The organism is Paraburkholderia sp. BR10141 (genome assembly GCF_056155635.1).
The window spans coordinates 201,472-227,102 of sequence record NZ_JBMIQH010000004.1; the positions used below are offsets into that span (position 1 = coordinate 201,472).

The window sequence follows — 25,631 nt, forward strand, 5'->3', positions numbered from 1 at the left end:
TGTCTCGGGCAGGACCCGGCCGGGCGCGCCGAAAAGCTAAGCAAAAAAAATTGGTTCGGCGTGCGCGGCTCGCAGGCCACAATCGATTCACGCCGTGTTCCAGCGAGGAAAAAATCATGCTTTCGTGCGCGCAAATGCGTTGGCCGCCCCGCCTCGTCACCGTGCCGGGCCTGCACGGCAGCGACGGCGCTCACTGGCAGAGCTGGCTCGAACGCCAGTTCGCGCGTTCGCTGCGCGCGGAACAGGACGACTGGGACGCGCCCGATCTGGCGGTGTGGGGCGCGGGGCTCGCGCGGCGGCTGGCGGGCGAGCGCGGGCCATTCCTGCTGGCCGCGCACAGCTTCGGCTGCCTCGTGGCGGCGCATGCGCTGCACACGGGCATGCTGGGGGAAAGCGGTGCTGACGTTGCCGGTGTGTTGTTCGTCGCGCCCGCGAGTCCCGAGAAGTTCCGCTTTGCCGGCGCGTTCGAGGCGCGGCAGCTGCCCGTGCCATCCATTCTCATCGGCAGCGAAACCGATCCGTGGATGCCGCTCGAAGGCGCCCGCGCGCTCGCGCAGCAACTGGGCAGCACGTTCGTGAATCTCGGCGATGCGGGTCATATCAACACGGCGGCAGGCTTTGGGCCGTGGCCGCGCGCGAAGTATTTCGTCGATACGCTCGTTCACGGCGCGGCGCCGGGGCGCTTGCGCGACGCGGCATTCGACCGGGGCGGTCCGGCGTACGCCTGAAGTCAGGCGTAGCGAACCGCGGCGCCGTGCCCGCTCAGTGCCTGAGCGCCGCCCGCAACAGCCGTGCCGTATGGAGCGCGATCATCCCTTCTTCGTCGGTGCGGATCGCGAAAACGGGAACGCGGCTTTCGCGCGTGCTCACGCGCTCGTTGCCGTTGCTGCTGCCCACCTCGTTGACTTGCGCGTCGAGCACGGTGCCGAACACCGGCGCGAGCCGCTCGCACACCTGCGCGCGAATGGGCGCGGCATGCTCGCCGATGCCCGCCGTGAACACGAGCGCGTCCAGCCCGCCCAGCACCACGGCGAGCTTGCCGACGTCCTGCGCGATGCGATACGTATAGAAGTCGATCGCGAGCCTCGCCCGGTCGCTGCCGCTCGCGAGCAGCTCGCGCATGTCGCTGCTCAGGCCCGACAGGCCCTTCAGGCCCGACTCCTGATACAGGACCTTCTCGATGGCGTGGTAGTCCATACCCTTCGCCATCATCCAGAGCACGGCGCCTGCGTCGAGCGCGCCGCAGCGCGTGCCCATGGGCAGGCCGTCGAGCGCGGTGAGGCCCATGGTGGTCTCGATGCTCTTGCCGTCCTTCATCGCGCACAGGCTCGCGCCGTTGCCCAGGTGCGCGACGACGACGCGCCCGCGCGCAATGTCGGGCGCGACCTGATGGAGGTGCCTGGCAATGTATTCGTACGAGAGGCCGTGAAAGCCGTAGCGCCGCACGCCCTCGCCGTAGTAGCTGTACGGCAGCGCGAAGAGCTGCGCCATGATGTCGTTGCCCGCATGGAACGCGGTGTCGAAGCACGCCACCTGCGGCAGCTCCGGCGCGGCCTGACGCACCGCACGAATCGCGGCGAGATTGTGCGGCTGATGCAGCGGCGCAAGCGGGGTGAGCGCGTCGAGCTCCTGGATCACTTCGTCGTCGATGAGCACAGCGTCGGCGTAGCGCGCGCCGCCGTGCACCACGCGGTGGCCGATCGCGGCGGGCGGCGTGTCGCGCAGGCCAACGGCGAGCACGAGGCGCAGGAGGCGAAACGCGGCGTCGTGATCGGCGACCTGGGCAACCGGAAACTTCTCGTCGACGATCAGGCGCCCGTCGGCCATATTCGCGACCACGCGCGGCGCGACGCCGATGCCCTCGATCTGCCCGCCCGCGCCATGCAGCGCGCGCGCACCGCCTTCCACGTGGTCGTCTTCGATCACGCGAAACACCGAACACTTGATGCTCGACGACCCCGCATTCACGACGAGCACGACATGGCCTTCCACGGCCGGCTGGGCTTGGACGCTGCTCACAGGATCTCCGTTGCTTTGCGCGCACGTCGCGCATGCGCAAGCAGGACGGCGATCGCGCAACTGCCGATGCGCGAGCGCACGCTGTCGGCGCGGCTCGTGAGGATGATCGGCACGCGCGCGCCGAGGACGATGCCGGCTGCTTCCGCGCCGGCGAGGAAGGTGAGCTGTTTGGCGAGCATGTTGCCCGCTTCGAGGTCGGGCACGAGCAGGATGTCGGGGTCGCCTGCAACGGGCGACGTAATGCCTTTGATGCGCGCGGCTTCGGCGCTGATCGCGTTGTCGAAGGCGAGCGGGCCGTCGAGCAGGCCACCCGTGATCTGGCCGCGGTCGGCCATCTTGCACAGGGCGGCGGCGTCGATGGTGGAGGGCATCTTTTCGGACACCGTTTCCACGGCGCCGAGGATGGCGACCTTCGGCGTGCCCACGCCCAGCGACTGCACGAGGTCGATCGCGTTGCGCACGATGTCGGCCTTGTCGGCGAGCTTGGGGAAGATGTTGACGGCCGCATCGGTGATGAAAAGCGGCTTGTGGTACGACGGCACGTCCATCGCGAACACGTGCGAGAGGCGTCGCTCGGTGCGCAGGCCATTGGCGCCGAGCGCGACTTCGTGGAGCAGCTCGTCGCTGTGCAAGCTGCCCTTCATGAGCAGTTCGGCCTGACCCTCTCGCACGGCGCGCACGGCGAATTCGGCGGCGGCGTGGCTGTGCGGCGCGTCGATGATGGTGATGCCGTCGAGGCGCAGGTCGGCTTCCTCGGCCACCGCGCGGATCTTCGCTTCGGGGCCGACCAGAATCGGCACGATCAAGCCGAGGTTCGCGGCGTCGAGCGCCCCGGTGAGCGAGGACACGTCGCACGGGTGCGCCACGGCGGTGGGCACGGGCGCAAGGCCGCCACAACGGGCGAGCAGAACCGAATACTTGTCAGGCGATGAAGGCATGACGGTCTCCTCCAGGATGCGCATCTGGACCATGCTGCGGCGCGCAAAGCCGTAACAGTGTAGACCAGCGCGAACGAGGCGGTCGGCTGGATGCACGCCGGGCCGGCGCGGCATCGTGACGCGTCGCGGCGAGGTCCGGCAGTCGCGCCTGTCATGCTTCGTTCACAAGGCGTTGCGATCATCGAAGAGGCACTAGATCCCGCCGCGAACCTTGACTTTCACAGGGCCGCCGCCTAAGTTTTTAGATGCCGCAGTGCAACATGATCTGGCTCTTTTCACGTCGCGGTCGCGTGGCGTACGAAACGCGCACGCGGCCGCGAATACCTTTTGCCGGCCCCGTTGCCCGCAATGCCGCCGCTCCGAGGGCGGCAGAACAGGGGCAGCGGCCAGGCCTCGCGCGTCGTTCGTCGTGACGGCACGCGTCCACGGCCCGCGCCGGCCTGGCGCTTGCTTGCCGCGAGGCGAGCCGGCGCTCCCTTAAAGGAGATTCGTCTCGTGGCAGTTCCCGCCTCCTCGCCGCTCGTTTCGTCGCCGTTTTCGTTTCTGCCCACGCTCGCATCGGGCACGTCTTTCTGGCCCTTTGCGCCTTTCTGGCCCCTCGCGGGCGCATCCGACGAGGAGTCATCGCCCCAGACGCCGCTGACCGAAGCGGCTTCGGCCGTGTCCTCGGCCGTGAACCAGGCAATCGAAACGGCGCAATCCGCACCCACGGTTGCGCAGCCGCTCTATGACTACGTCTACGACGCCTGGCAGCGCAGCGTGCTGTTCCTCGACGTGCTGCGCGAGCGCGGCAACCAGACTTATGTGCACGAGCAGGCGGGCATGCCGCCGGTACTCGCGTTCGACTATGAAGTGATCGTCGATGGCCGCGAACTCGACGATCCGTGCAATTACGCGCTGCTGCGCATCAAGCCCGAAGAGGGCGTGCCGACCGATCCGCGCATGCGCCCCTTCGTCGTGATCGACCCGCGTGCGGGCCACGGCCCCGGCATTGCCGGCTTCAAGATGGACAGCGAAGTCGGCATCGCGTTGCGCAAAGGCCACCCGTGCTATTTCGTGACGTTCTTCCCGCTGCCCTGCGAAACGCAGACGATCCAGTCGGTCGCGCAGGCCGAAGCCGTTTTCATTCAACGTGTGCGCGAGCTGCATCCCGACGCGGACGGCCTGCCGTTCATCATCGGCAACTGCCAGGGCGGCTGGGCCGCAGCGCTGCTCGCGGCCTCCGCGCCAGCACTGGTCGGCCCGCTCATGCTCGCGGGCTCGCCGCTGTCCTACTGGGCCGGCGTGCGCGGCAAGAACCCCATGCGCTATTCGGGCGGCATGCTGGGCGGCTCGTGGATGTCCTCGCTCGCGGCGGACCTGGGCGACGGCCGCTTCGACGGCGCGTATCTCGTGCAGAACTTCGAGTACCTCAATCCGGCCAACACGTACTGGGGCAAGCTCTACAACCTCTATTCGAAGGTCGATTCCGAGCGCGAGCGCTTCCTCGAATTCGAGCGCTGGTGGGGCGGCCATTTCCAGCTGAACCGCGCCGAGATCGACTGGATCGTGCAGAACCTCTTCGTGGGCAACCACCTCACGCGCAATGAAGTGTTCGCGAAGAACGCTCGCTCGCCGGTGGACCTGCGCAACATCCGCACGCCGATCATCGTGCTCGCCTCCTGGGGCGACAACATCACGCCGCCGCAGCAGGCGCTCAACTGGATTCCTGATCTCTACGCGAGCGTCGACGAGATCGTCGCCAACGAGCAGGTGATCGTGTACTGCCTGCACGACAAGGTGGGGCACCTCGGCATCTTCGTTTCGGCGAGCGTGGCCAATAAGGAGCACACCGAACTATTCTCGGCGCTCGATCTGATCGACGTGCTGCCGCCGGGTCTCTACGAAGCGAAGATCACCGACTCGACGCCGGAAGCCGGGCGCCTCGAAGCGCTCGAAGGGCGCTACGAGATCCGCTTCGAGCTGCGCACGATCGAAGATATTCTCGCGCTCGACGACGGCCGCGACGACGAACAGCCCTTCGAGGTGGTGCGCCGTCTCGCGGAAAACAACCAGCGCCTGTATGACCTGTTCGTCTCGCCGTTCGTGCGTGCGTCGAGCAACGCGTTCAGCGCGCATGCGCTGCGCGAGTCGCATCCGTCGCGCGTGGAGCGCAGCGTGCTGAGCGACGCGAATCCTACGCTGGGCGTGCTGCCCGCCATGGCGGAAGCGGTGCGCGCGCATCGCAAGCCGGCCGCGCCCGACAATCCGTTCACGCTGCTCGAAAGGCAGGCGTCGGCGACCATCGAGGCAAGCCTCGATGCGTATCGCGACGCGCGCGACGCCTGGGTCGAGAGCACGTTCTACAACGTGTACACCGCGCCGTGGGTGCAGGCCTGTGTGGGCGTAGCGCCCAACCAGCCGCTCGAGCCGATCGCGCCGCCGCTCATGGCGCTGCGCAAGGAGCTTGCGCAGTACCGCCTGCGTGCGGCGCGCGCGCATCTCGCGAAGGGCTCGCTCGTCGACGCGTTCATGCGCATCGCCGCGTATATCGTCGATGAAATGCATGCGGTGCAGTACCGGCCGTTCCAGCGCATGCGCGAACTCGCCCGGGAGTATCTCGGCGATCGCCAGCCGAGCATCGCCGAGCTGAAGGAATCGGCGCGCCGCCAGGGCGCGATCGTGCAGCTCGATCCGCAGGCCGCGATCGACGCCTTGCCCGAGATCGTGCCCGACATGAAGACGCGCCGCGCGCTGCTCGCAGCCGTGTACCGCATCGCGACCGTGTCCGGGCCGCTCGAAGGCGAGCGGCGCGAGCGCTATCGCCACGTGCAGCGCGCGCTGGGCGTCGAGCCGGGCAGCGAGAAGACGGGACTGCCGCCGCTCGATGGCGGCGGGTCGTCGTCGGAGGGCGGCGGTGTTTCGGGCCCAGGCGGTGGCACGGCTGGCGACGGCGGCGCCGAACAGGGCGTCCAGGCATCCTCCGCCGCGCAGGCTGAGGGACCTGAGCCTGCAACTGAAGCCCCGACAGCTTCCGCAAAGTCCTCCCGCGCGAAGGCCGCTCTTGCGGGCGAACACGCCGCGCCCACGAAACCCATGCGTGCGGCGCGCGCCGGCGTGAAGGTAAAGGCCGCGGAACCGGCCGAAGCGAAGAAGGCGCCGGCTGCCGCCAAGACGGCGGCGCGCCGCTCGCGCGCGGCATCGACGCCCACCGCCACGCGGGCTGCGGGCACGACGGCCACGCGCCGCCGCGCGACGCGCAACGCAGGCGAGTAACGAAGCCCGTTCTCGTTTCACCCTGCACGCGCCGCATCCCCACCGATGCGGCGCGTCGTTTTGAGCTCGACACACCGGCAGCCAGATCGGCAACTGCATCCGCGGCCATCACCGGCCGTCTTCCACTGCGAGGTCAGCCATGCATAATCCATCCGAACGGCCGCTTGCCGGCATGCGCGCGCTCGTCACCGGCGTGGCGAACGCCGATTCGATCGCTTACGGCTGCGCCCGCGCGTTCGCCGATCTCGGTGCGCAACTCGCCGTCACCTATCTCAACGACAAGGCCAAGCCCTACGTCGAACCGCTCGCCAACGAACTGGGCGCGCAATTGCTGCTGCCATTGAACGTCGAGGAAGACGGCCAGCTCGACGCCGTGTTCGACGCCGTGCGCGAAACGTGGGGATCGCTCGACATCGTGCTGCACTCCATCGCCTATGCGCCGAAAGAGGATCTGCAAGGCGGCCTGCTCGATTCGTCGGCGCAGGGTTTCGCGTATGCGATGGACGTGTCGTGCCACTCGTTCATCCGCATGGCGAAGCGCGCCGTGCCGCTCATGCCGCACGGCGGCACGCTCTTCGCGATGAGCTACGACGGCGCGAACCGCGTCGTGCCCAGCTACAACCTGATGGGCCCCGTGAAAGCGGCGCTCGAAGCGTCGTGCCGTTATCTCGCGTACGAACTCGGGCCGATCGGCATCCGCGTGCACGCGATCTCGCCCGGGCCGCTCAAGACGCGCGCAGCCTCGGGGCTGCCCGACTTCGACCGCATGCTCGCCGAGGCCGTGGAGCGCGCGCCGCTCGGCGAACTCGTCGACATCATGGACGTGGGTTACGCCACCGCGTATCTCGCCACGCGCTACGCCCGCCGCATGAGCGGCAACACCGTGTATATCGACGGCGGCGCGCACATCATGGCTTAGCACGAAAGCCGCAAAGCAAAGCTCGCATTGGTATAAGCCGTGCGCCCCGGCTCGCTAGAATCGGGCGTTCGGCGTGCTTACGAAAATCATGCAGGCAGGCCGAAACGCCTTTCAACGACAGACGGGGATCACCATGGCAGGTTTGGGACGCACGGCGCGCTGGCTCGGCGCGGGCATCATCGCATTGAGCGCAGCGGCGGCGCATGCCGAAACGTCGCTGCTGAACGTCTCGTATGACGTGACGCGCGAGCTGTACAAGGACATCAACGCGAGCTTCATCGCCGACTATCAGAAGAAGACCGGCGAGACCCTGTCGATCAAGCAGTCGCACGGCGCGTCGAGCGCGCAGGCGCTCTCGGTGCTGCAAGGCCTGCAAGCCGACGTCGTGACGATGAACCAGCCCAACGACATCGACCTGCTCGCGCAGCAGGGTCATCTCGTGCCCGCCAACTGGCGCACGCGCTTGCCCGACGCGAGCGCGCCCTACACGACGACGATGGTGTTCCTCGTGCGCAAGGGCAACCCCAAGCACATCAAGGACTGGGACGATCTCGCCAAACCCGGCGTGCAGGTCGTGATCGCCAATCCGAAGACTTCAGGCAATGGACGCTACGCGTATCTGGCCGCATGGGGCTATCGCAAGCAGCAGGGCGCGAGCGACGCCCAGGCGCTCGACTTCGAGCGCGCACTGCTGAAGAACGTGCCGGTGCTGGACGCGGGCGGCCGGGGCGCGACGACGACCTTCACGCAGCGCGGCATCGGCGACGTGCTCGTGACCTTTGAAAACGAAGTGGCGCTCATCGATACGGGTGTGGGTGCGAAAGACTTCGAAGCGGTCTATCCCTCGGTGAGTCTGCTGGCGGAGCCGCCGGTGACGATCGTCGACAAGGTGGTGGACAAGCGCGGCACGCGCAAGAGCGCACAGGCGTATCTCGACTATCTGTATTCGCCCGCCGCGCAGGAGATCATCGCGCAGCATCATCTGCGTCCGCGCGATGCCGCAGTGCTCGCGAAGCACGCAAGCGAGTTCAAGCCGATCAAGACCTTCACGGTCGAGCAGGTGTTCGGCAGCTGGCAAAACGCGCAGGCGACGCATTTCGCCGATGGCGGCACGTTCGATCAGATCGTCGCGGACCGTAAGTGATCGGGGCGTCACGCAACGATAGTGCGTAAAACAAAAGCGCCTCGCGGTTTGCGAGGCGCTTTGCATTTCGGGCTGCGGCTTTAGTACCAGCCGCGACGGCCATGCCATTCGTTGCGGCCGTACCAGCGGCGGCCGTCCCAGTAGCGGTCGCCGTGCCAGCCGATCAGGACAGCCGGGGCGTAGGCCACGCGCACGGGCGGCGCGACGTAGACGGGACGCGGCGCGACATAAACGGGCTGCGGCGCGACATACACCGGTGCGGGTGCAACATAAACCGGTGCGGGTGCAACATAAACCGGAGCGGGCACGCCGACGTTCAGGCCGACCACCACACCGGCCATGGCGGTTTGCGAGGCGGCCAGGACGAGCGCTCCAGCACCCAGCGCGGCAAAGAGTTTGGTTTTCATTTTGAGCCCCTTCGGTTGAAGATTCGATGGCTTCAATGTAGCCAGGCGCTCGCCGGCTTGAGTTACCAAACTGCAACAAACTGCGCGCGAATCTTACCGGCGGTAATGGGAGGAAAGGGCGCTCGCCCGCCTGTGGCGCGCTTCCCGCATGTCTGGCGCAAGCGGCCGTGTTTCAATTCGTGATCGTCAGGGCAGCTCTGTAATGGCGCGCCGGGCGCGAACGCCCGGCGCGGCGAGAGCCGTCACTGCACCGCGACGCTCGCGAAGTTCTGGCGTCCGAACGGGCTCACCTGATAGCCGCTCACGTTCGTGCGCGTGATGGCGGAGGCGGTCGGGTAGCCAAGCGGAATCCACAGCGCCTGGTCGTGGATGATCTGCTGGGCGGCTTCATACAGCTTCACGCGCTTGGCCTGGTCGGCGGTGGCCTTGCCTTCGGCGATCAGCTTGTCGAGCTGCGGATCGCAAAAGCGCGCGAAGTTGATGCCCGACTGCACCGCATTGCAGCTAAAGAGCGGCGAGAGATAGTTGTCGGGGTCGCCGTTGTCGCCGGCCCAGCCCATGAAGAGCGTGTCGTGCTGGCCTTGCTTCGCCTGCTTGATCAACTCGCCCCACTCGATCACCTTGATCTCGGCCTTCACGCCGATCTTCGCGAAGTCGGCCTGCAACAGCTCGGCGCCCGCGCGCGGGTTCGGGTTGAGCACGCTGCCGTTCGGACGCACCCAGATCGTCGTCGCGAAGCCGTTGGGGAAGCCCGCGTCGGCGAGCAGCTGCTTCGCCTTCGCCGGGTCATACGGATACGGCTGGATCGACCGGTCGTAGCCCCAGGTGATGGGCGGCCAGGGGTTGGTCGCGGGCGTGGCGGTGTTGTCGAAAATCGCCTTCAGGTAGGTCGTGCGGTCGAACGCCATGTTCAGCGCCTGGCGCACCTTCTGGTTGTCGAGCGGCTTCTTCTGCGTGTTGAGCGCGACGAACGCCGTCATGAACGCTGGCGTCTCCACCACCTTGAGCGACTTGTCGTCCTTCGCCGCGGCCACGTCCTGGGGCTTGGGCGAGAGCGCGATCTGGCATTCGCCGGCCTTCACCTTCTGCGCGCGCACGGCGGCGTCGGGCGTGATCGCGTAGATCAGGCGGTCCACCTTCGGTTTCGGCCCCCAGTAGGTCGGGTTCACGTCGTAGCGGATCACCGCGTCCTTCGTGTAGCTCTTGAGCACGAACGGGCCCGTGCCCACCGGCTTCGCGTTGAGGTCGACCTGCTTGCCGCCCTTGAGCAACTGGTCGGCGTACTCGGCGGAATAGATCGACGCGAAGCCCATCGTGAGGATCGAGAGGAACGTTGCATTCGGCTCGTTGAGCTCGAACTTGACCGTGTTCGCGTCGACCTTCGTGACCGCCTTCACGAGCTTCACGAGGCCCATCGACTGCGCGTGCGGGAAGCCGCTCGCGCCGGCCACCTTGTGCCACGGGTTGTTGGCGTCGAGCATGCGCTCGAACGTGAAGACCACGTCGTCGGCGTCGAGCGTACGCGTGGGCTTGAACCACTCGGTCGTCTGGAACGCCACGTCGGGCCGCAGATGGAACGTGTAGGTCAGGCCGTCGGCGCTCACTTCCCACTTGTCCGCGAGTGCGGGCACGACCTTCTTCTGCGCTTCGTCATAGGCCACGAGCGAATTGAAGATGACGTCGGCGGACGCGTTGGTCGTGACGAGCGAGTTGAACTGCACGACGTCGAAGCCGTCGGGGCTCGACTCGGTGCAGACCGTCAGCGGTTTGGCGAGCGCGGGCGTGGCCGCTAAAGCGGCGCCAAGCGCGGTCGCGAGCACGAGAGCAGGCGCAAGCGTGCGCGCGGAGGGCGAGGTGAAGCGCATGGGATCTCCGTGGTTCTTCGGTGGCGGGCGGCGCCCCGTTTTGTTCGATTCAGGAGAGGCGAGAAGGCTCGGAAGGGCGCCCGGACGAGCCAAGCTTATCGAAGGGAAATTGTCGAGACAACAATTTAATCGACATACCCATATGGCATGGGGGGCGCCGTGCGGCAAGCCGAAGCGGCTTAGTGGCTCGCCGCGCGCGGCTTGCGCGGCGCCTTTTCGAACACGCGATCGTAGACCCAGCGCGGCAGCGCGCGCAGCAGCGTGGCGGCCACGCGCATCGGCCAGGGGAACACCGCGAACGACGTGCCGCGCGCGATCGCTTGCGCGGCCTTCGCGGCGAACTGGTCCGCGTCCATCAGGAAGGGCATGCGGTAGGGGTTCTTCGCCGTCATCGGCGTGCGGATATAGCCGGGCGCGATGGTGACGACGGGCACGCCGAACGGACGCATTTCCACGCGCAGCGCTTCGAGATAGGCGAGTGCCGCGGCCTTCGAGGCGCTGTAGGCACCCGAGCCCGGCAGCCCGCGCACGCCGGCCACGCTCGCGATGCCCACGAGCGTGCCGCGTCTGGCCTGCGCCATGGCCGACGCGAACGGCTCGAAGGTGGCGACCATGCCGAAGTAGTTGGTGTCCATCACGTCGCGGAACGTGGCGAGATCGCCTTCGCCCGTCAGCACGCCGCGGCTCACGCCCGCATTGGCGATCACGATGTCGGGCATGCCGTGCTGGGCGATGAAGTCGCGCGCGGCGGCAGCGAGCGCATCGGCGTCGCGCACGTCGGCGGGATAGATGGAGATGGGGTGATCGGGGTGGGACTGCCGGAAGCCGGCAAGGGCCTCGCCGCGGCGCGCGACGAGCCCGAGGACGGCGCCCTGCCGCGCGTATTCGGCTGCGAGCGCGGCGCCAATGCCGCTCGACGCGCCGGTGATGAAGACCTTCAGTGGCGCGTCTTGCATGGCGCTAACCTCACATCTTCTTCGCGCGGATCTGCGAGATGATGAAGTCCATCACCTGGGCCGTGCCCGGCAGCGCCTTGTCTTCCGGACCCTGGACCATGGCCGGGCCGGTTTCGTATTTGCCCTGGATGGCGATGGTCGGCACGCCGTCGATCTTGTAGGCGTCGAGCAGGGCCTTGTCGCGCTGCAGCGCGCTCTGCGTCGAGAACGAGTTGTACGCTTCCATGTACTTCTTCGCATCCACGCCTTGCGTCGCGAGGAACTTCGCCTGCTCTTCCGGCGTGAGCAGGTAGTTCTTGTTCACGTGGATTTCGTGGAACACGACCGGCGTGAGCTTCTGGGCGAGGCCGAGCGCGTCGAGCGCGTAGTACATCTTCGAGTGCGGGATGAAGTCGTCACGGAATGCCACCGGCACGCGCTTGAACACGACGTCCGGGCCCTGCTTCTTGATCCACGCTTCGAGATACGGGTCGAACGCGTTGCAGTGCGGGCAGCCGTACCAGAAGAACTCGATCACTTCGATCTTGCCCGCGGGCACGTCGAGCGCCTGGGGTGCCTTCAGGACCGTGTAGTCCTTGCCGGCCACGGGTGCCGCGGCCGAGGCGTGGGCCACGCCGGCGATCAGCGAAAGCGAGAGAAAAAGCGTACCGAGAAGTCGTTTCATGGCGTAGGAATCCACTGTTCTTGGACCGGCGGCGGCCGGTTGTCTGCCGCAGGACGCCGTTGGCGCGAACCAGACGCGTGCGGGTGCTGCGCGGGTGTAGCTTGTTGACGGACTTCGCGCCGCGCGCCGCGGCCGGGCCTCACGCGAACGCCGCTGAACGGTTGCGGCTTCGGTGGGCGGGCGCGCGGTGCGCGGCGCGCACGGCGATTACTGCTTCGTGAAGCGGATGACGGCCGTATCGATACCGGCGTCGGACAGGCGCTGACGCGTCGAGTTCATGTCGTCGAACTTCGTGAACGGACCGATGCGCACGCGATAGTACGTCACACCGCCGGCGTCGCGCTGCGTGACCTTCGACTCGAACCCCTGGAACGCGAGGCGCGCACGCTGCTGCTCGGCGTCGCCCGACGTCTTGTACGCGCCCACCTGCAGGAAGTAGCCGGTGTTGGCGTCGCCCGGTGCGGGCGCGGCGCTGCCGGGCTTGGCGCCCGGGGGCGTCGGCACGGCGTTGGCGGGCTTCTGCGGCGGGTTGTTCGCGAGGATCTGCGCCGGGTTGCTCGTCGAGTTGCTGGCCGACTGCGGCTTCTTCGCGATCGCCGTGCCGCTCGTGACGTTTTCACCCGTCGACGGTTGCGGCGCGACGGCCACGCCGTTGTTATTGGCGGCGTTGCTGTTCGAACCCGAGGGCGGCACTTCCACGATCTGCGGCTCTTCGAGCATGCCCGAGGACTGCGACTGGTTCGTGGTCTGGCCCGGCGCCGTGTTGGGCGGCGTGCTTTGCGCGGCCTGCGGCACCGGCTGGCCCGGCGACTTGCCCTGCAGCGCGCGGTTCGGGTCGACCTGCTCGTTGTTCTGGCCGACGTCGGAAGCGGCCGGCGGCGCGACCTTCGAGACGAACGGCGTGGGCGCGCGCGTGATGTAGAGCGCCACCACCACCGCGATCGCAAGGCCGACGATCAGGCCCAGCACGATGCCGAGAAAGGTTCCCCCGGACTGCTTCGACTGCTGTTTTGTAGTGCGGCGCGGTTTTGCCATCGTCTGAATCACCTGCAAACAAGAGAATCCTGGAATGGCCGTCCGCGCGAGGCGGCGGCCCCAAACAAGCTGCTGCGCGCGGGTCTCGCGCGTCTCGTTACATGCGCTCCGGCGCGGACACGCCGATCACGGCCAGGCCGTTCGCGAGCACCCGGCGCGTGGCCGCGAGCAGGGCGACGCGGGCGTCGCGTTCGGCGGCGTCATCGACGAGAACGCGTTCGGCATTGTAGAACGAGTGAAACTCAGCGGCGAGTTCGCGCAGATAGAACGCCACCGCGTGCGGCGCGAGTTCGCTGGCGGCATGCGTGAGCATGTCGGGGAATTCGCCGAGTTTCGCGATGAGCGCGAGCGCGCGCTCGCTGGCAAGCGGCGCGAGATCGACCTTGGGCAGCGCGGCCGGATCGCCGCCGAACTTGCCCTGCCAGTCGCCGAGAATCGACGAGATGCGCGCATGCGCGTACTGCACGTAGTACACCGGGTTTTCGTCGTTTTCCTTCAGCGCGAGGTCGATGTCGAACACGAATTCGGTGTCGGCCTTGCGCGAGATGAGGAAAAAGCGCACGGCGTCGCGGCCGCGGCGGATGGTCGCCTCGTCGAGCAGGTCGGGCGAGACTTCGCTGCCCGGGTTCGCGCCGCCCGACCATTCGATCAGGTCGCGCACCGTCACGTAGCTGCCCGCGCGCTTGGAGATCTTCACCTCCTGGCCGTCGCGCATCACCGTGACCATCTTGTGCAGCACGTAGTCGGGATAGCCCTTCGGAATGCCGATGCCGAGCGCCTGCAGTCCCGCGCGCACGCGCGCGATGGTGCCGTGGTGATCGGAGCCCTGGATGTTGATGACCTTCGTGAAGCCGCGCTCCCACTTGGTGACGTGGTAGGCCACATCGGGCAGGAAGTAGGTGTAGGTGCCGTCGGACTTGCGCATCACGCGGTCCTTGTCGTCGCCGTAGTCGGTGGTCTTGAGCCACAGCGCGCCTTCCTGCTCGTAGGTCTGGCCCGAAGCGACCAGCGCCTCGACGGTCTTCTCGACGCGGCCTTCCGTGTACAGCGACGACTCGAGGTAGTAGCGGTCGAACTTCACGCCGAACGCCTGCAGGTCGAGATCCTGCTCGTGGCGCAGATAGGCGACGGCAAAGCGGCGGATCGCTTCGAGGTTCTCCGGGTCCTTCTCGCCCGTGACGGGCTCGCCGTCCTTGGCCGCGACCGTTTCGCCCGCGAGGTAGTCGCGCGCGATGTCGGCGATGTATTCGCCGTTGTAGGCCGCCTCGGGCCATTCGGCGTCGCCGGGCTTGAAGCCGCGCGCGCGCGCCTGGGTGGAGACGGCGAGGTTGCCGATCTGCACGCCCGCGTCGTTGTAGTAGAACTCGCGGTGCACGTCATAGCCCTGCGAGGCGAGCACGTTCGAGATGGCGTCGCCGAGCGCGGCCTGGCGGCCGTGGCCCACGTGCAGCGGGCCCGTGGGGTTGGCGGAAACGAACTCGACGAGTACGCGTTTGCCGGCTTCGCGCTGCGAGCGGCCGAATGCCTCGCCCTGCTCGAACACGGCGCCGATCACGGCGCGCTTCGCGTTGGCGGTGAGACGCAGGTTGATGAAGCCGGGGCCGGCCACTTCGGCCGCCTCGACGAGGCCGGCGGCCTCGGGCTGGGCGAGCACGGCGTCGACAATCTGCTGGGCGAGCTGGCGCGGATTCGCGCGCATGGGCTTGGCGAGCTGCATCGCGACGTTGCAGGCGACATCGCCGTGGGCGGCGACCTTCGGGCGCTCGAGCGTGATCACGGGCACGACGAATGCGCCTTCGCTCGCGCCTTCGGTGGCCTTCGCCACCTGGGCTACGGCTTGCGCGAGCAGGGTCTCCAGGGTGTGTTTCTGTGCGGGCAGCATGCTGGTTGCAAGTCCTGTGCGGGTAATGGGATGCGGGGCCGGGGCGTCCAGGGGCATGCATGGCCTCTGGCTTTCCGGCGCTGACCGCCTGATACGGGTGAGGGCGCGCCAGCCTCGCGGTGGCCCGATTGCCATGCGCCAATGCGCGGCGGGCCTCGTTGCGGCAGGCGGCGTGGCGGCGTACCTGACGCCAGAACGTCCGGGCGCCGCGCCCTGCGGGTAATTCCGTCCTGACGGATTTTAGCAGGTGCTAATATGTGAAATGAGGTAGCGCGACATGGGTCGCCTTGGCCCGTCTGGCTTCGCAGGCCGGAACGTCACGCGCAGATCCAAAAAATCATAAAGGGAACAGACATGCTGGTTACTTTTAAATGTCACGCGGCGCCCGACGTCACGATGCTGGAGAACCTCGCACAGTACCTTCTCGGCATCATCGGCAAGCGGCTCGGCCCGCGCGGCGTGATCACCCACGACGAACTCGATACCGCCATCACCAAGCTCGAAGCAGCCATCGCCACTGACAAGAAAGAGCGCCACGAGCAGGAAGGCCACTTTCACGAAGGCGAGGATGACCACGTGCATCACGAACTGCCGGTCGGCCTCGCGCAACGCGCCTTTCCGTTCCTCGATATGCTGCGCGCCGCGAAGAAGGAAGACAACGACGTTTTGTGGGGCATTTGAGGTCCGTGCTTGACGTCCTTGCGTGACATGACTGGGGGCGAGCGCGCCATTGCGCCTGATTGACCCGCCCAATTCAACGTTCCAAAAGCAAAGAGCCCGCAATCTCGCGGGCTCTTTGCTTATGTTCACCTTCGGCTCACCTTACTGGCTGGCGGCCGCCGGTTCGGCAGCAGAAGCCTCCGACTTCATCATTTTCTTTTTCTTCGGCTTCTTCACGTGCTTTTCGGTGGGCGCCGAATACGACGTCGCCGGGCTCGCCTGCTCCGGCGCGGCCGGCTGGGCGAACGACGGCTGCGCGAGCGCCGCGACGCCGAAGGCGGTCAACATCAACATCAGCTTCTTCATACGATTTCTCCGTCGAGGTTGCTTCGATTTTGCGTTTTAAGGATTTGCTGATGAGCGAGCCGGCGCGGCCTTGCCGCATGTGGCCGGGTGTCATGCAGGTGATACCGGGTCTTGCCGGGCCATCTTACAAAGCCGAAAAATCGCGCGCGCGTAATCTTCACCTTGCCGGATGGCGTATGTCGGGCGGCGACAACAGGGGGTAGCGCAACGGGGAAAAGCGCGCCGCGAGGGCGGCGCGCCGTGCGGCCTAGAGCTGCGGCGCGAGCGCGCGGCGGGCGTCCTCGTCGGAGAGCGACATACGCTTTGCATAGTCGGCGAGCTGGTCCTGGCCGATCTTGCCCACCGAGAAATACGTGCTGTCCGGGTGTGCGAGATAGAAGCCCGAAACGCTCGCGGCCGGCAGCATGGCGAGCGATTCCGTCACGCTCATGCCAATCTCGCCCGCCTGCAGGAAGTCGAACATGTCGCGCTTCACGAGGTGATCCGGGCAGGCCGGGTAGCCAGGCGCCGGGCGAATGCCCGCGTACTTTTCGGCGATCAGGGCGTCGTTGTCGAGCGTTTCGCTCGCCGCATAGCCCCACAGGTCGCGGCGCACGCGTGCGTGCAGCGCTTCGGCGAACGCTTCCGCGAAGCGGTCCGCGAGCGCCTTGAGCATGATCGCGCTGTAGTCGTCGTGGTCCTTCTCGAACTGCGCTTCCTTCACGTCCACGCCAATGCCTGCCGTCACCGCGAACATGCCGATGTAGTCCGCCACGCCCGAGTCCTTCGGCGCGATGAAGTCGGCAAGCGACCGGTTCGGCCGCATCACGCCGTCCACCACCGGGCGCACCGACTGCTGGCGCAGATTGCGCCACGTGAGCGCGACTTCGCTGCGCGACTCGTCGGTGTAGATCTCGATGTCGTCGTCGTTCACCGTGTTCGCGGGCAACAGCGCGATCACGCCGTTGGCCTGCAGCCAGCGGCCCTGAATCAGGCGCGAAAGCATCGACTTCGCGTCGGAAAACACACGGCGTGCCGACTCGCCCACGATCTCGTCGTTGAGGATCTGCGGATAGGGGCCGGCGAGATCCCACGTCTGGAAGAACGGACCCCAGTCGATGTAATTCGCGAGTTCGTTCAGGTCGAAATTCTTGAACACGCGGCGGCCGATGAACTTCGGCTTCACGGGCTGGAAGTTCGCCCAGTCGATCTTCGTCTTGTTCGCGCGCGCTTCTTCGAGCGTCACGAGCGGCGTCGCCTTCCGGTTGGCGTGCTGGTCGCGAATGCGCTCGTAGTCGGCCTTGAGCTCGTCGAGGTACTTCGCCGCGCCTTCGTCCGACAGCAGGCTCGACGCCACCGAAACCGAACGCGACGCGTCCGGCACGTACACAACCGGACCTTCGTAGTGCGGCGCGATCTTCACGGCCGTATGCACGCGCGAGGTGGTCGCGCCACCAATGAGCAGCGGAATCTTCTTGATGCGGAAGTAGTCGTCGCGCTGCATTTCGCTCGCAACGTAAGCCATTTCCTCGAGCGACGGCGTAATGAGCCCCGAGAGGCCGACGATATCCGCGCCTTCGACCTTGGCCTTCGCGAGGATCTCGTTGCACGGGACCATCACGCCCATGTTGACCACTTCGAAGTTATTGCACTGGAGCACCACTGACACGATGTTCTTGCCGATGTCGTGCACGTCGCCCTTCACGGTCGCGATGACGATCTTGCCCTTCGCGCGCACGTCGGCGCCCGACTCGGCGAGCAGGCGCTTTTCTTCCTCGATGAACGGAATGAGGTGGGCCACGGCCTGCTTCATCACGCGCGCCGACTTCACGACCTGCGGCAGGAACATCTTGCCCTGGCCGAACAGGTCGCCGACGATGTTCATGCCGTCCATGAGCGGGCCTTCGATCACGTTGATCGGGCGGCCGCCGCCGCCCATGATCTTCTCGCGCGCTTCTTCGGTGTCCTCGACAATGAAGTTCGTGATGCCGTGCACGAGTGCGTGCGCAAGACGCTTTTCGACCGCCTGGTTGCGCCACTCGAGGTTCTCTTCCTTCTTCGCGGCGCCGGTCTTGAACTTGTCGGCGATCTCGAGCAGACGGTCGGTGCCGTCGGCGCGGCGGTTGAGCACCACGTCTTCCACGCGCTCGCGCAACTCGGCGTCGAGGTCGGCGTACACGCCGAGCTGGCCCGCGTTCACGATGCCCATGTCCATGCCGGCCTGAATGGCGTGGTAGAGGAACACGGTGTGGATCGCTTCGCGCACGGGGTCGTTGCCGCGGAACGAGAACGACACGTTCGACACGCCGCCGCTGATCTTCGCGTAGGGCAGGTTCTGCTTGATCCAGCGCGTGGCTTCGATGAAGTCCACCGCGTAGTTGTTGTGCTCCTCGATGCCCGTGGCCACCGCGAAGATGTTCGGGTCGAAGATGATGTCCTCGGGCGGGAAGCCCACTTCGTTCACGAGGATGTCGTAGGAGCGCTTGCAGATCTCGGTCTTGCGCGCGAATGTATCGGCCTGGCCCTGCTCGTCGAACGCCATCACCACGCTCGCCGCGCCATAGCGGCGAATCAGCTTCGCGTGATGCACGAACTGCTCCTTGCCTTCCTTGAGCGAGATCGAGTTGACGATGGCCTTGCCCTGCACGCATTGCAGGCCCGCCTCGATCACATCCCACTTCGACGAGTCGATCATGATCGGCACGCGCGCAATGTCGGGCTCGGAGGCAATGAGGTTCATGAAGCGCACCATGGCCGCCTTCGAGTCGAGCATGGCTTCGTCCATGTTGACGTCGATGACCTGTGCGCCGTTTTCGACCTGCTGGCGCGCAACCGCGAGCGCCTCGTCGAACTGCCCGTTGAGAATCATCCGCGCGAAAGCCTTCGAGCCGGTCACGTTGGTGCGCTCGCCCACGTTGATGAACAGCGTGCCTTCGGTCACGTTGAAGGGTTCGAGGCCGGAAAGGCGCAGGGTATGGTCAGTCATGGCGTGGGACCGGATCGTAGGGTGTGGGGGCGGGACTCGGAAGCAGCGGTCGAAATTGCCTTCAGGCGGCGTCGCGATACTGGCCGGGCCAGCGGCGCGGCTTGACCTCGGCGAGCGCTTTGGCAATGGCCGCGATGTGCTCGGGCGTCGTGCCGCAGCAGCCGCCCGCCACGTTCACGAGACCGGCGCTCGCGAATTCCTTGAGCAGTGCCGAGGTATCGGCGGGCGTTTCGTCGAAGCCTGTGTCGCTCATCGGGTTGGGCAGGCCCGCGTTCGGATAGCACGAGACGTAGGTGTCGCAGAGCTTCGCAAGCTCGGCGATGTACGGGCGCATGAGCGCCGCGCCCAGCGCGCAGTTCAGGCCGAACGTGAGCGGTCTCGCGTGGCGCAGCGAATTCCAGAACGCTTCGACGGTCTGGCCCGAGAGAATGCGGCCCGATGCATCGGTGACGGTGCCCGAGATCATGATCGGCAGATTCTCGCCCGTGTCTTCGAAAAGCTGGTCGAGCGCGAACAGCGCGGCCTTGGCGTTGAGCGTGTCGAAGATCGTCTCGACGAGGAAGAGGTCGCAGCCGCCGTCCATGAGCGCCTTCGCCTGCTCGTAGTACGCATTGCGCAGTTCTTCGAACGTGACGTTGCGCGCGCCCGGATCGTTCACGTCGGGCGAGATGCTTGCCGTTTTCGGCGTTGGCCCGATCGCGCCCGCGGCGAAGCGCGGCTTGTCCGGCGTCGAATACTTTGCGCACGCGGCGCGCGCGAGCTTCGCCGACTCGACGTTCATCTCGATGGCGAGATCGCCCATGCCGTAGTCGTCCTGGGCCACCGTGGTCGCGCCGAACGTGTTGGTCTCGATGATGTCCGCGCCCGCCGCGAGATACTGCTCGTGAATCTCGCTGATGATCTGCGGCTGCGTGAGCGAGAGCAGTTCATTGTTGCCCTTGATATCGCGCGGGTAGTCCTTGAAGCGTTCGCCGCGATAGGCGGCTTCGTCGAGCTTGTAGCGCTGGATCATCGTGCCCATCGCGCCGTCGAGGATCACGATACGCGAGGCGAGCAGCGCGGGAAGCGCTGCGCCGCGCGTGTATTTGGCGTCCCCGGCGGAGCGCGGGGCAAGGGCTGCGGGCTGGTTCATGGATCGCGGGCGTGGTGCCGGTTGAACTGGGAAACCCCACATTGTAGCCGCTGCGGCAACGCGCCGCTGCGGGCGGCGTCGCGCGCAGGCAACCGCTGTGGCGCGCGCCGGACGGCCAAAAGAAAACCCCGGCCGGGCAAGCCGGACGGGGTTTCGTGTGAAGGACGCTGCGCGTTGAGTGCCGCGGGGTGCGCTAGCGTCAGTGAAGCACGACGGGTTGCTGCATGAGGCTGTCGAACTGTCCGAGGAATTCGTCGACTTCGTCGAGCGACTGGTCTTCGTCCATCAGCTTTTGCACGTCTTCGCGAAAACGTGCCGCCATCACGCCGTCGATGAAGATCTCGCGGCGTGCGTTTTTGTCGACGATCTCGTAGCCGCCCGCGCGCATCGCGCTGTGGCCGTCCTGCGGTGGGAACTCGACGACGCAATAGTTGGGACTGTTGTAGATCATTTGCATGGCGACACTCCTTTTTCCTGTGCTCCCTGACCTTCTCGGTCAATACATGGAGCGTCCGTTCTGGAATTCAAGGGGTGGGTCCCGCATCACCTCTTATGTGGACTGCTCTCCCTTTTTTACTTCACTTCTCAACTGCGTCTGCTGCCACTGCCATGATGCTTTTACTTCGAACTACTTAGACCAACTGTTTGAGAAACGTTTCTAGCAAAGCGGTGAAACGGTGCGACTCCTCTACCGGGGCCAGATGTGCGGCATCGAGCACCACGAAATGCGACCCTTCTATCGCGCTTGCAAGGGCCTGCGTCATGGCCACCGGCGTGCCGCTGTCGTGGCGGCCCGCGACTGCGAGCGTCGGCACGCGCAGTTGCGCGAGCCTCTTTTGCACGTCGAAATCGCGTAGCGCCTCGCAGGCCATCGCATAACCTTCTGAAGGGGTCCGTAATAAAACGTCACAAATGCGCTCGACAGTCGGCGCATGCGCATGCCGGAAGTCGGCGGTGAACCACCGTGCCATCGTTGCGTCGACGAGCGCCCCGAGGCCTTCGCTGCGTACTGTGGCGGCGCGCTCGTTCCATGTTTCGCGCGCTTGTGGCGGCGTATGACTCGCCGTGTCGCAAAGCGTGAGCGTTGTCACGCGTTCCGGGAAATCGAGCGCAAACTGCTGCGCGATCATGCCGCCCATCGACATGCCCACGAGATGCGCATGCTCGATGCCAGTGGCGTCGAAAAGCGCATCGAGGTCGGCGGCGAGTTCTGTGAAGCCGAAAGGCTCGCTCGCGACGGCGCTCGCGCCGTGGCCGCGCACGTCATAGCGCAGTACGCTGTGGCGGTGGCGGAAATGTCCGGCGAGCGTGTCCCACACGCCAAGGTCGCCGCCCAGTTGGTGAATGAACGCCAGCGCGGGCCCACCGCTCCTGTCGTCGAAGACATAGTGCGTATCGATGCCATTGACAGTCACTTGCATGGGTTCCTCCTTCGCCTTCCAGGCTGGGAGTCAAGCCGTTTGCGAGGTACTGCATGCACGCGATGCTGGTGGAGCAATCCGCGCGCCTGGCGCGCGCAGACGATGCGCGATGCGATGTTCGTTAGCTTGTGTGTCGCGTCCCTGTTTGCTGCGCTGTTTATTGTGTCGTGCCGATTTTGTCCGTCTTGTGCAGCGGTGTATCGGTTTGTTCGTGCTGGTCCGTTTGTCGGTCCGTTCACTGGTCCGTTGTTTGCGCGCGGCGTCGTGCTGCCGTGTTTCGTCTGCTTGTTCTTTGGCCCTTCGTGATGCGCGCGATGCCTTGCGATCCTTGACGCATGGCTCGATTCCAGTATGCGCTATTTCGCGAATTTGTGTTGTGAAGCGGGCCGTCCGGATCGAGTGGTGCGTGCGCTTGCGCGCTCAGGGATGCTCGGGCGCCGGGCCTGGCGAAGCGGATGAGGGTTGCGCATCGCCAGTAGACGGTTGAGGCGGTGATTCTGTTGGCTGTTCTGTCTGCAAATTGGCGGGTGGCGCCGGCTGCGCAGACGGTTGCGGTTGCGCTTGTGATGCAGCAGGCGCAGAAGCCGGCGCCGCCTCCGGTGTTGCCGATTGTGCCGATGTTGTGTCGGGTGCCGCGCTGGGCGCCGGGGCGGTTGCGGCCGCCGCAGAATCGGGCGCTGGCGCGGGCGCGTTCGATGCGCTCGGCACCGTGAGTGCGCCACGCCACACCAGTTCGAACTGGTTGCCATTCGGTTCGGTTTGCACGAGGCGCACGGGCAACCAGCCGAGCGACTGCGCGAGCCACACGTCGATGCGCCGCTTGTCGCCCTCGCGACGCGGCAGACGCATGAAGTGGCGCGCGGTGACGTAGCCATGATCCGTGCTCACGGTTTCGTCGCCGATCGTGGTGATGGGCCAGGTCTCGCCGCTGTCGTTGTCCGCGACATAGAACTCGCGCGTGACGCCGGGCTTGTACGCGTCGGGGTCGCCGCGCACGAGGCTCGCAAGCTGCATCACCATGCTGAAGCGGTCCTGCGCGCCATCGGGCAGCGCGAGCGAGTTCGGCGTGCGCGTGAACACGATCTGCTTGTCGGTGCGATTGAAAACCGTCACATCCGAAGGGCGATGGCCGCGCTTTTCGATGTACTGATCGGGTGCGAGGCCGAAGGCGTCCACACGGCCCTTACTCGTCCAGCTGAACTCGCCGACGAAGGGCAGGGGCACACGCACGACCATCTCGTAGCGCTGCCCGTCGCTCGACCAGTGGATCGTGCCGGGCTGATTGCGCACGCCGTTATAGAACGTGTCGTACTGCAGTTCGCCCGATGGGGGCACCGAAAACTTCAGTCCGTGCGAGGCCTGCGTGGCTTGCGCCGAAGGCTGCTTGCCGTTGCCGGGCGCCGTGCCAGCGGTCCCGCTGGTGCCGGCGGCGCTCGCGCTGGCTGGCGACGCGGCTGCGGGCGCGGACGCCGCCTGCGTATCCGGCGGCGCAGCCGGCGCTTTGGGGTGCGGTTTGGGCGGCGTCACCGCGTGCAGCGTGTGCGGCTCGGCAGGCTTCGGTGCGGCTTTGGGCGCGGCATGCGCGGGCGCTGCCGCGGGGCCCGCGGGCTTGGCCTCGCGCTCGATGCGCTCGGGTTTGAGGAGCGCCACTTGCACCGGCACGCGCACGTGCGCGACAGGCGGCGGCGCGCCGTGATGCCGCTCGAACCATTCGGCCGCGAGCCAATGCAGCGCCGTGACCGCGACGAACATACCGACCCAGCGCCACGCGCGCATGCGCTGCGGCGTGCGTGAGTCGGTGTCGAGGCGGCGGCGTGCCTCGCGCGGGGCGGCTGGCGTGGACATCGGCGGTTCGTGAGTCGGTATCGGTCGTACGTTAATGTGACACAACCCGCCGGGTGCTTGCAGAATCGCAGACGCGCGCGAGCAGGGTCACATGTGTGCCGGCCCCGGGGACACAGCCCTCAGCGCGGCGTTGGACTGTACCCCAATTCGTAGGACAGTTTTTCGGCGCACGCGCGCAGCGCGGTGTCCACGACGCCGTTCCAGGCGATATCGAACGCGCCTTCGTGACCGAGCGCGATGAGCCCGAGCGCGAGTTCGCCGCTCGCATCGAACACGGGCGTGCAGAACGCGTGGATGGTCGGCAGCAACATGCCTTCCACGCGGGCAGCGCCATGCTCGCGCACTTCCGCGAGCGCCTGTTCGAGCGCATCGGCCGTGCGCGGCGTCGAGCCGTATGAGTACTGCTGCGCGCCCGCGAGTTCGCGCTCGATCATGGGGGCCGTCTTGCTGCGCGGCAGGTAGGCGGCGAACAGCAGGCCCGTGGCGGAACTGAGCATCGGCATTACATCGCCGAGCTTGAGCGACGCTTTCGCGGGGTGGCTCGACTCCAGCCAGTGCACGACGGTCGGCCCCTGGTTGCCCCACACGGCGATGCCCACGGTGATGTCGAGCGCGTCGCGCAATTCGGTGAGCGCGAGGCGCGCGAGCTTGACGCCGTCCACGCGCGCGAGACGCGCGAGTCCGAGCTGCAACGCGAAGCCGCCCAGTTCGTAGCGCCCCGAGAGCGGGTCCTGCGCGACCACGCCAAGGCGCATGAAGCTCACGAGATAGCGGTGCGCCTTCGCGGGGCTCATGCCCGCGCGCTGCGCGAGGTCGCGCAGCATCATCGCGCGCGGTTCGTTCGTGAGCACTTCGAGCAGGCGAAACCCCACTTCGATCGACTGGATGCCCGAGCGCAGTTTTTCTTCGCCGGCTTCGGCGCCTTCCGCAGCTTCGGCGGTGTCGTGGGTGTCGGCGAGATCTTCGGCGCTCGTGGCGTCTGGGGCGCTCGCGCGCGGCGAGGCGGATCGGACGGTTGGCGGCATGGGATGCGTTGTGGTGTTCAAACGTACGGCGACTGGGGGCTTGCGGCACGCCCGCTTGGGGCCCGCCGATTCACCATCGTAGAATACATTTCCCTTATCGTCACTCACGTCTGATTCCATGAAACTTGCCACGCTGAAGGACGGCACCCGCGACGGCCAGCTGATCGTCGTTTCCCGCGACCTGCGCAGCGCCGCCATTGCCGACGCGATCGCACCCACGCTGCAGCGCGTGCTCGACGACTGGCGCTTTTACGCGCCGCAGCTCGCCGAACTGTACGACGCGCTCAACTACGGGCGCGCGCGCAACGCGTTCAGCTTCGACGCGCGCGATTGCATGGCGCCGCTGCCGCGTGCGTACCAATGGGCGGATGGCTCGTCGTACGTGAATCACGTCGAACTCGTGCGGCGCGCGCGCGGCGCCGAGATGCCCGCCGAATTCTGGACCGACCCGCTCATGTACCAGGGCGGCAGCGACGACTTCATCGGGCCGTGCGACGACATCGTGTGCGCGTCCGAGGCGTTCGGCATCGACTTCGAGGCCGAAGTGGCCGTCGTGACCGGCGACGTGCCGATGGGCGCGAGCCCCGACGAAGCGCTGCGGGCCGTGCGGCTCGTTGCGCTCGTCAACGACGTCTCGCTGCGCAATCTCATTCCCGCGGAACTCGCGAAGGGCTTCGGCTTTTTCCAGAGCAAGCCGGCCAGCGCATTCGCGCCGGTGATGGTCACGCCCGACGAGCTCGGCGAGCACTGGCGCGAAGGGCGCGTGCACCTGCCGCTCATCGTGCACTGGAACGGCAAGAAGGTGGGTCAGCCCGATGCCGGCACGGAAATGGTGTTCCACTTCGGCCAGCTGATCGCGCACGCTGCGAAAACGCGCAATCTGCGCGCGGGCGCCATCGTCGGTTCGGGCACGGTCTCGAACAAGGACACAAAGCGCGGCTACTGTTGCATTGCCGAGAAGCGCTGCCTCGAAACGATCGAAAGCGGACAGGCGAGCACCGAGTTCATGAAGTTCGGCGACAGCGTGAAGATCGAGATGCTCGACGAAGCGGGCAAGTCGATTTTCGGCGCGATCGATCAGGCCGTGGCGTCGCTCCACGGCGAGCATTGACACGCAAACGCTGAAGGGTTTC

21 protein-coding genes are annotated in these 25,631 nt (G+C 66.4%); 6 read left to right on the forward strand and 15 right to left on the reverse strand.

The genetic code is table 11. The features are described 5' to 3' along the window. Positions 1-116 precede the first annotated feature (116 nt). The gene (locus ACOJB8_RS07475) at positions 117-728 is read left to right on the forward strand and encodes an RBBP9/YdeN family alpha/beta hydrolase (protein WP_475011917.1); all 612 of its coding nucleotides are present in this window, start codon (positions 117-119) and stop codon (positions 726-728) included. A 34-nt stretch (positions 729-762) separates the two neighbouring features. Here the strand turns inward: ACOJB8_RS07475 and ACOJB8_RS07480 are convergent, their stop codons facing one another. Next, positions 763-2,019, reverse strand: coding sequence for an acetate/propionate family kinase (locus ACOJB8_RS07480; protein WP_368618078.1), 1,257 nt, complete (start codon positions 2,017-2,019; stop codon positions 763-765). Beyond that, positions 2,016-2,957, reverse strand: a complete 942-nt coding sequence (locus tag ACOJB8_RS07485) for a bifunctional enoyl-CoA hydratase/phosphate acetyltransferase (protein ID WP_342949575.1) — start codon at positions 2,955-2,957, stop codon at positions 2,016-2,018. The genes ACOJB8_RS07480 and ACOJB8_RS07485 overlap by 4 nt, the downstream gene beginning before the upstream one ends. 495 nt (positions 2,958-3,452) lie before the next feature. Between ACOJB8_RS07485 and ACOJB8_RS07490 the strand changes: the two genes are divergently transcribed. From ACOJB8_RS07490 to ACOJB8_RS07500, 3 genes are all read left to right on the forward strand, one after another. Beyond that, entirely contained in the window at positions 3,453-6,212 is a 2,760-nt protein-coding gene (locus ACOJB8_RS07490; RefSeq protein WP_475011918.1) for a DUF3141 domain-containing protein, read from the forward strand. 139 nt (positions 6,213-6,351) lie between these two features. Beyond that, the gene (gene fabI / locus ACOJB8_RS07495; RefSeq protein WP_368618080.1) at positions 6,352-7,131 is read left to right on the forward strand and encodes an enoyl-ACP reductase FabI; all 780 of its coding nucleotides are present in this window, start codon (positions 6,352-6,354) and stop codon (positions 7,129-7,131) included. A 133-nt stretch (positions 7,132-7,264) separates the two neighbouring features. After that, on the forward strand, positions 7,265-8,275 hold the full coding sequence (locus ACOJB8_RS07500; protein WP_069265142.1) for a sulfate ABC transporter substrate-binding protein: 1,011 nt from the start codon (positions 7,265-7,267) through the stop codon (positions 8,273-8,275). An 80-nt stretch (positions 8,276-8,355) separates the two neighbouring features. On the opposite strand, the gene ACOJB8_RS07505 is transcribed toward ACOJB8_RS07500, so the two are convergent. The 6 genes from ACOJB8_RS07505 to argS form a co-directional block, all read right to left on the reverse strand. Continuing rightward, positions 8,356-8,682 (reverse strand): hypothetical protein, encoded by a 327-nt coding sequence (locus tag ACOJB8_RS07505; RefSeq protein WP_475011919.1) that lies wholly within the window; start codon positions 8,680-8,682, stop codon positions 8,356-8,358. Positions 8,683-8,924: 242 nt separating this feature from the next. Continuing rightward, entirely contained in the window at positions 8,925-10,547 is a 1,623-nt protein-coding gene (locus ACOJB8_RS07510) for an ABC transporter substrate-binding protein (protein WP_475011920.1), read from the reverse strand. Between the two features lie 179 nt (positions 10,548-10,726). After that, positions 10,727-11,503: an SDR family oxidoreductase gene (locus ACOJB8_RS07515; protein WP_475011921.1), complete on the reverse strand. Its 777-nt coding sequence runs from the start codon at positions 11,501-11,503 to the stop codon at positions 10,727-10,729. A gap of 10 nt (positions 11,504-11,513) precedes the next feature. Continuing rightward, positions 11,514-12,167 (reverse strand): thiol:disulfide interchange protein DsbA/DsbL, encoded by a 654-nt coding sequence (locus tag ACOJB8_RS07520; RefSeq protein WP_069265132.1) that lies wholly within the window; start codon positions 12,165-12,167, stop codon positions 11,514-11,516. A gap of 207 nt (positions 12,168-12,374) precedes the next feature. Then, a complete protein-coding gene (locus ACOJB8_RS07525) occupies positions 12,375-13,220 on the reverse strand; it encodes an SPOR domain-containing protein (protein WP_342949569.1) in 846 nt (281 codons plus the stop codon). A gap of 79 nt (positions 13,221-13,299) precedes the next feature. After that, positions 13,300-15,084: an arginine--tRNA ligase gene (argS, locus tag ACOJB8_RS07530; protein ID WP_069265129.1), complete on the reverse strand. Its 1,785-nt coding sequence runs from the start codon at positions 15,082-15,084 to the stop codon at positions 13,300-13,302. Positions 15,085-15,438: 354 nt separating this feature from the next. On the opposite strand from argS, the gene ACOJB8_RS07535 reads away from it, so the two are divergent. Further along, positions 15,439-15,765, forward strand: coding sequence for a DUF1840 domain-containing protein (locus tag ACOJB8_RS07535; RefSeq protein WP_069265127.1), 327 nt, complete (start codon positions 15,439-15,441; stop codon positions 15,763-15,765). A gap of 141 nt (positions 15,766-15,906) precedes the next feature. Here ACOJB8_RS07535 and ACOJB8_RS07540 read toward each other — a convergent pair whose 3' ends face one another. From ACOJB8_RS07540 to ACOJB8_RS07570, 7 genes are all read right to left on the reverse strand, one after another. Next, the gene (locus ACOJB8_RS07540; RefSeq protein ID WP_069265125.1) at positions 15,907-16,110 is read right to left on the reverse strand and encodes an acid-shock protein; all 204 of its coding nucleotides are present in this window, start codon (positions 16,108-16,110) and stop codon (positions 15,907-15,909) included. Between the two features lie 247 nt (positions 16,111-16,357). After that, positions 16,358-19,075, reverse strand: coding sequence for a methionine synthase (gene metH / locus ACOJB8_RS07545; RefSeq protein ID WP_342949568.1), 2,718 nt, complete (start codon positions 19,073-19,075; stop codon positions 16,358-16,360). Between the two features lie 61 nt (positions 19,076-19,136). Then, entirely contained in the window at positions 19,137-20,207 is a 1,071-nt protein-coding gene (locus ACOJB8_RS07550; RefSeq protein WP_368618085.1) for a homocysteine S-methyltransferase family protein, read from the reverse strand. A gap of 199 nt (positions 20,208-20,406) precedes the next feature. Beyond that, positions 20,407-20,664 carry a BTH_I0359 family protein gene (locus tag ACOJB8_RS07555; RefSeq protein ID WP_028201771.1) on the reverse strand — a complete coding sequence of 86 codons (258 nt, stop codon included), beginning with the start codon at positions 20,662-20,664 and terminating at the stop codon, positions 20,407-20,409. Between the two features lie 175 nt (positions 20,665-20,839). After that, a complete protein-coding gene (gene pcaD / locus ACOJB8_RS07560) occupies positions 20,840-21,628 on the reverse strand; it encodes a 3-oxoadipate enol-lactonase (protein ID WP_069265121.1) in 789 nt (262 codons plus the stop codon). 420 nt (positions 21,629-22,048) lie between these two features. Continuing rightward, the gene (locus ACOJB8_RS07565; protein ID WP_475011927.1) at positions 22,049-23,473 is read right to left on the reverse strand and encodes a DUF3108 domain-containing protein; all 1,425 of its coding nucleotides are present in this window, start codon (positions 23,471-23,473) and stop codon (positions 22,049-22,051) included. A 119-nt stretch (positions 23,474-23,592) separates the two neighbouring features. Continuing rightward, positions 23,593-24,498 (reverse strand): IclR family transcriptional regulator, encoded by a 906-nt coding sequence (locus tag ACOJB8_RS07570; protein WP_475011931.1) that lies wholly within the window; start codon positions 24,496-24,498, stop codon positions 23,593-23,595. 118 nt (positions 24,499-24,616) lie between these two features. Between ACOJB8_RS07570 and ACOJB8_RS07575 the strand changes: the two genes are divergently transcribed. Continuing rightward, on the forward strand, positions 24,617-25,609 hold the full coding sequence (locus ACOJB8_RS07575) for a fumarylacetoacetate hydrolase family protein (RefSeq protein ID WP_475011935.1): 993 nt from the start codon (positions 24,617-24,619) through the stop codon (positions 25,607-25,609). Positions 25,610-25,631 lie beyond the last annotated feature (22 nt).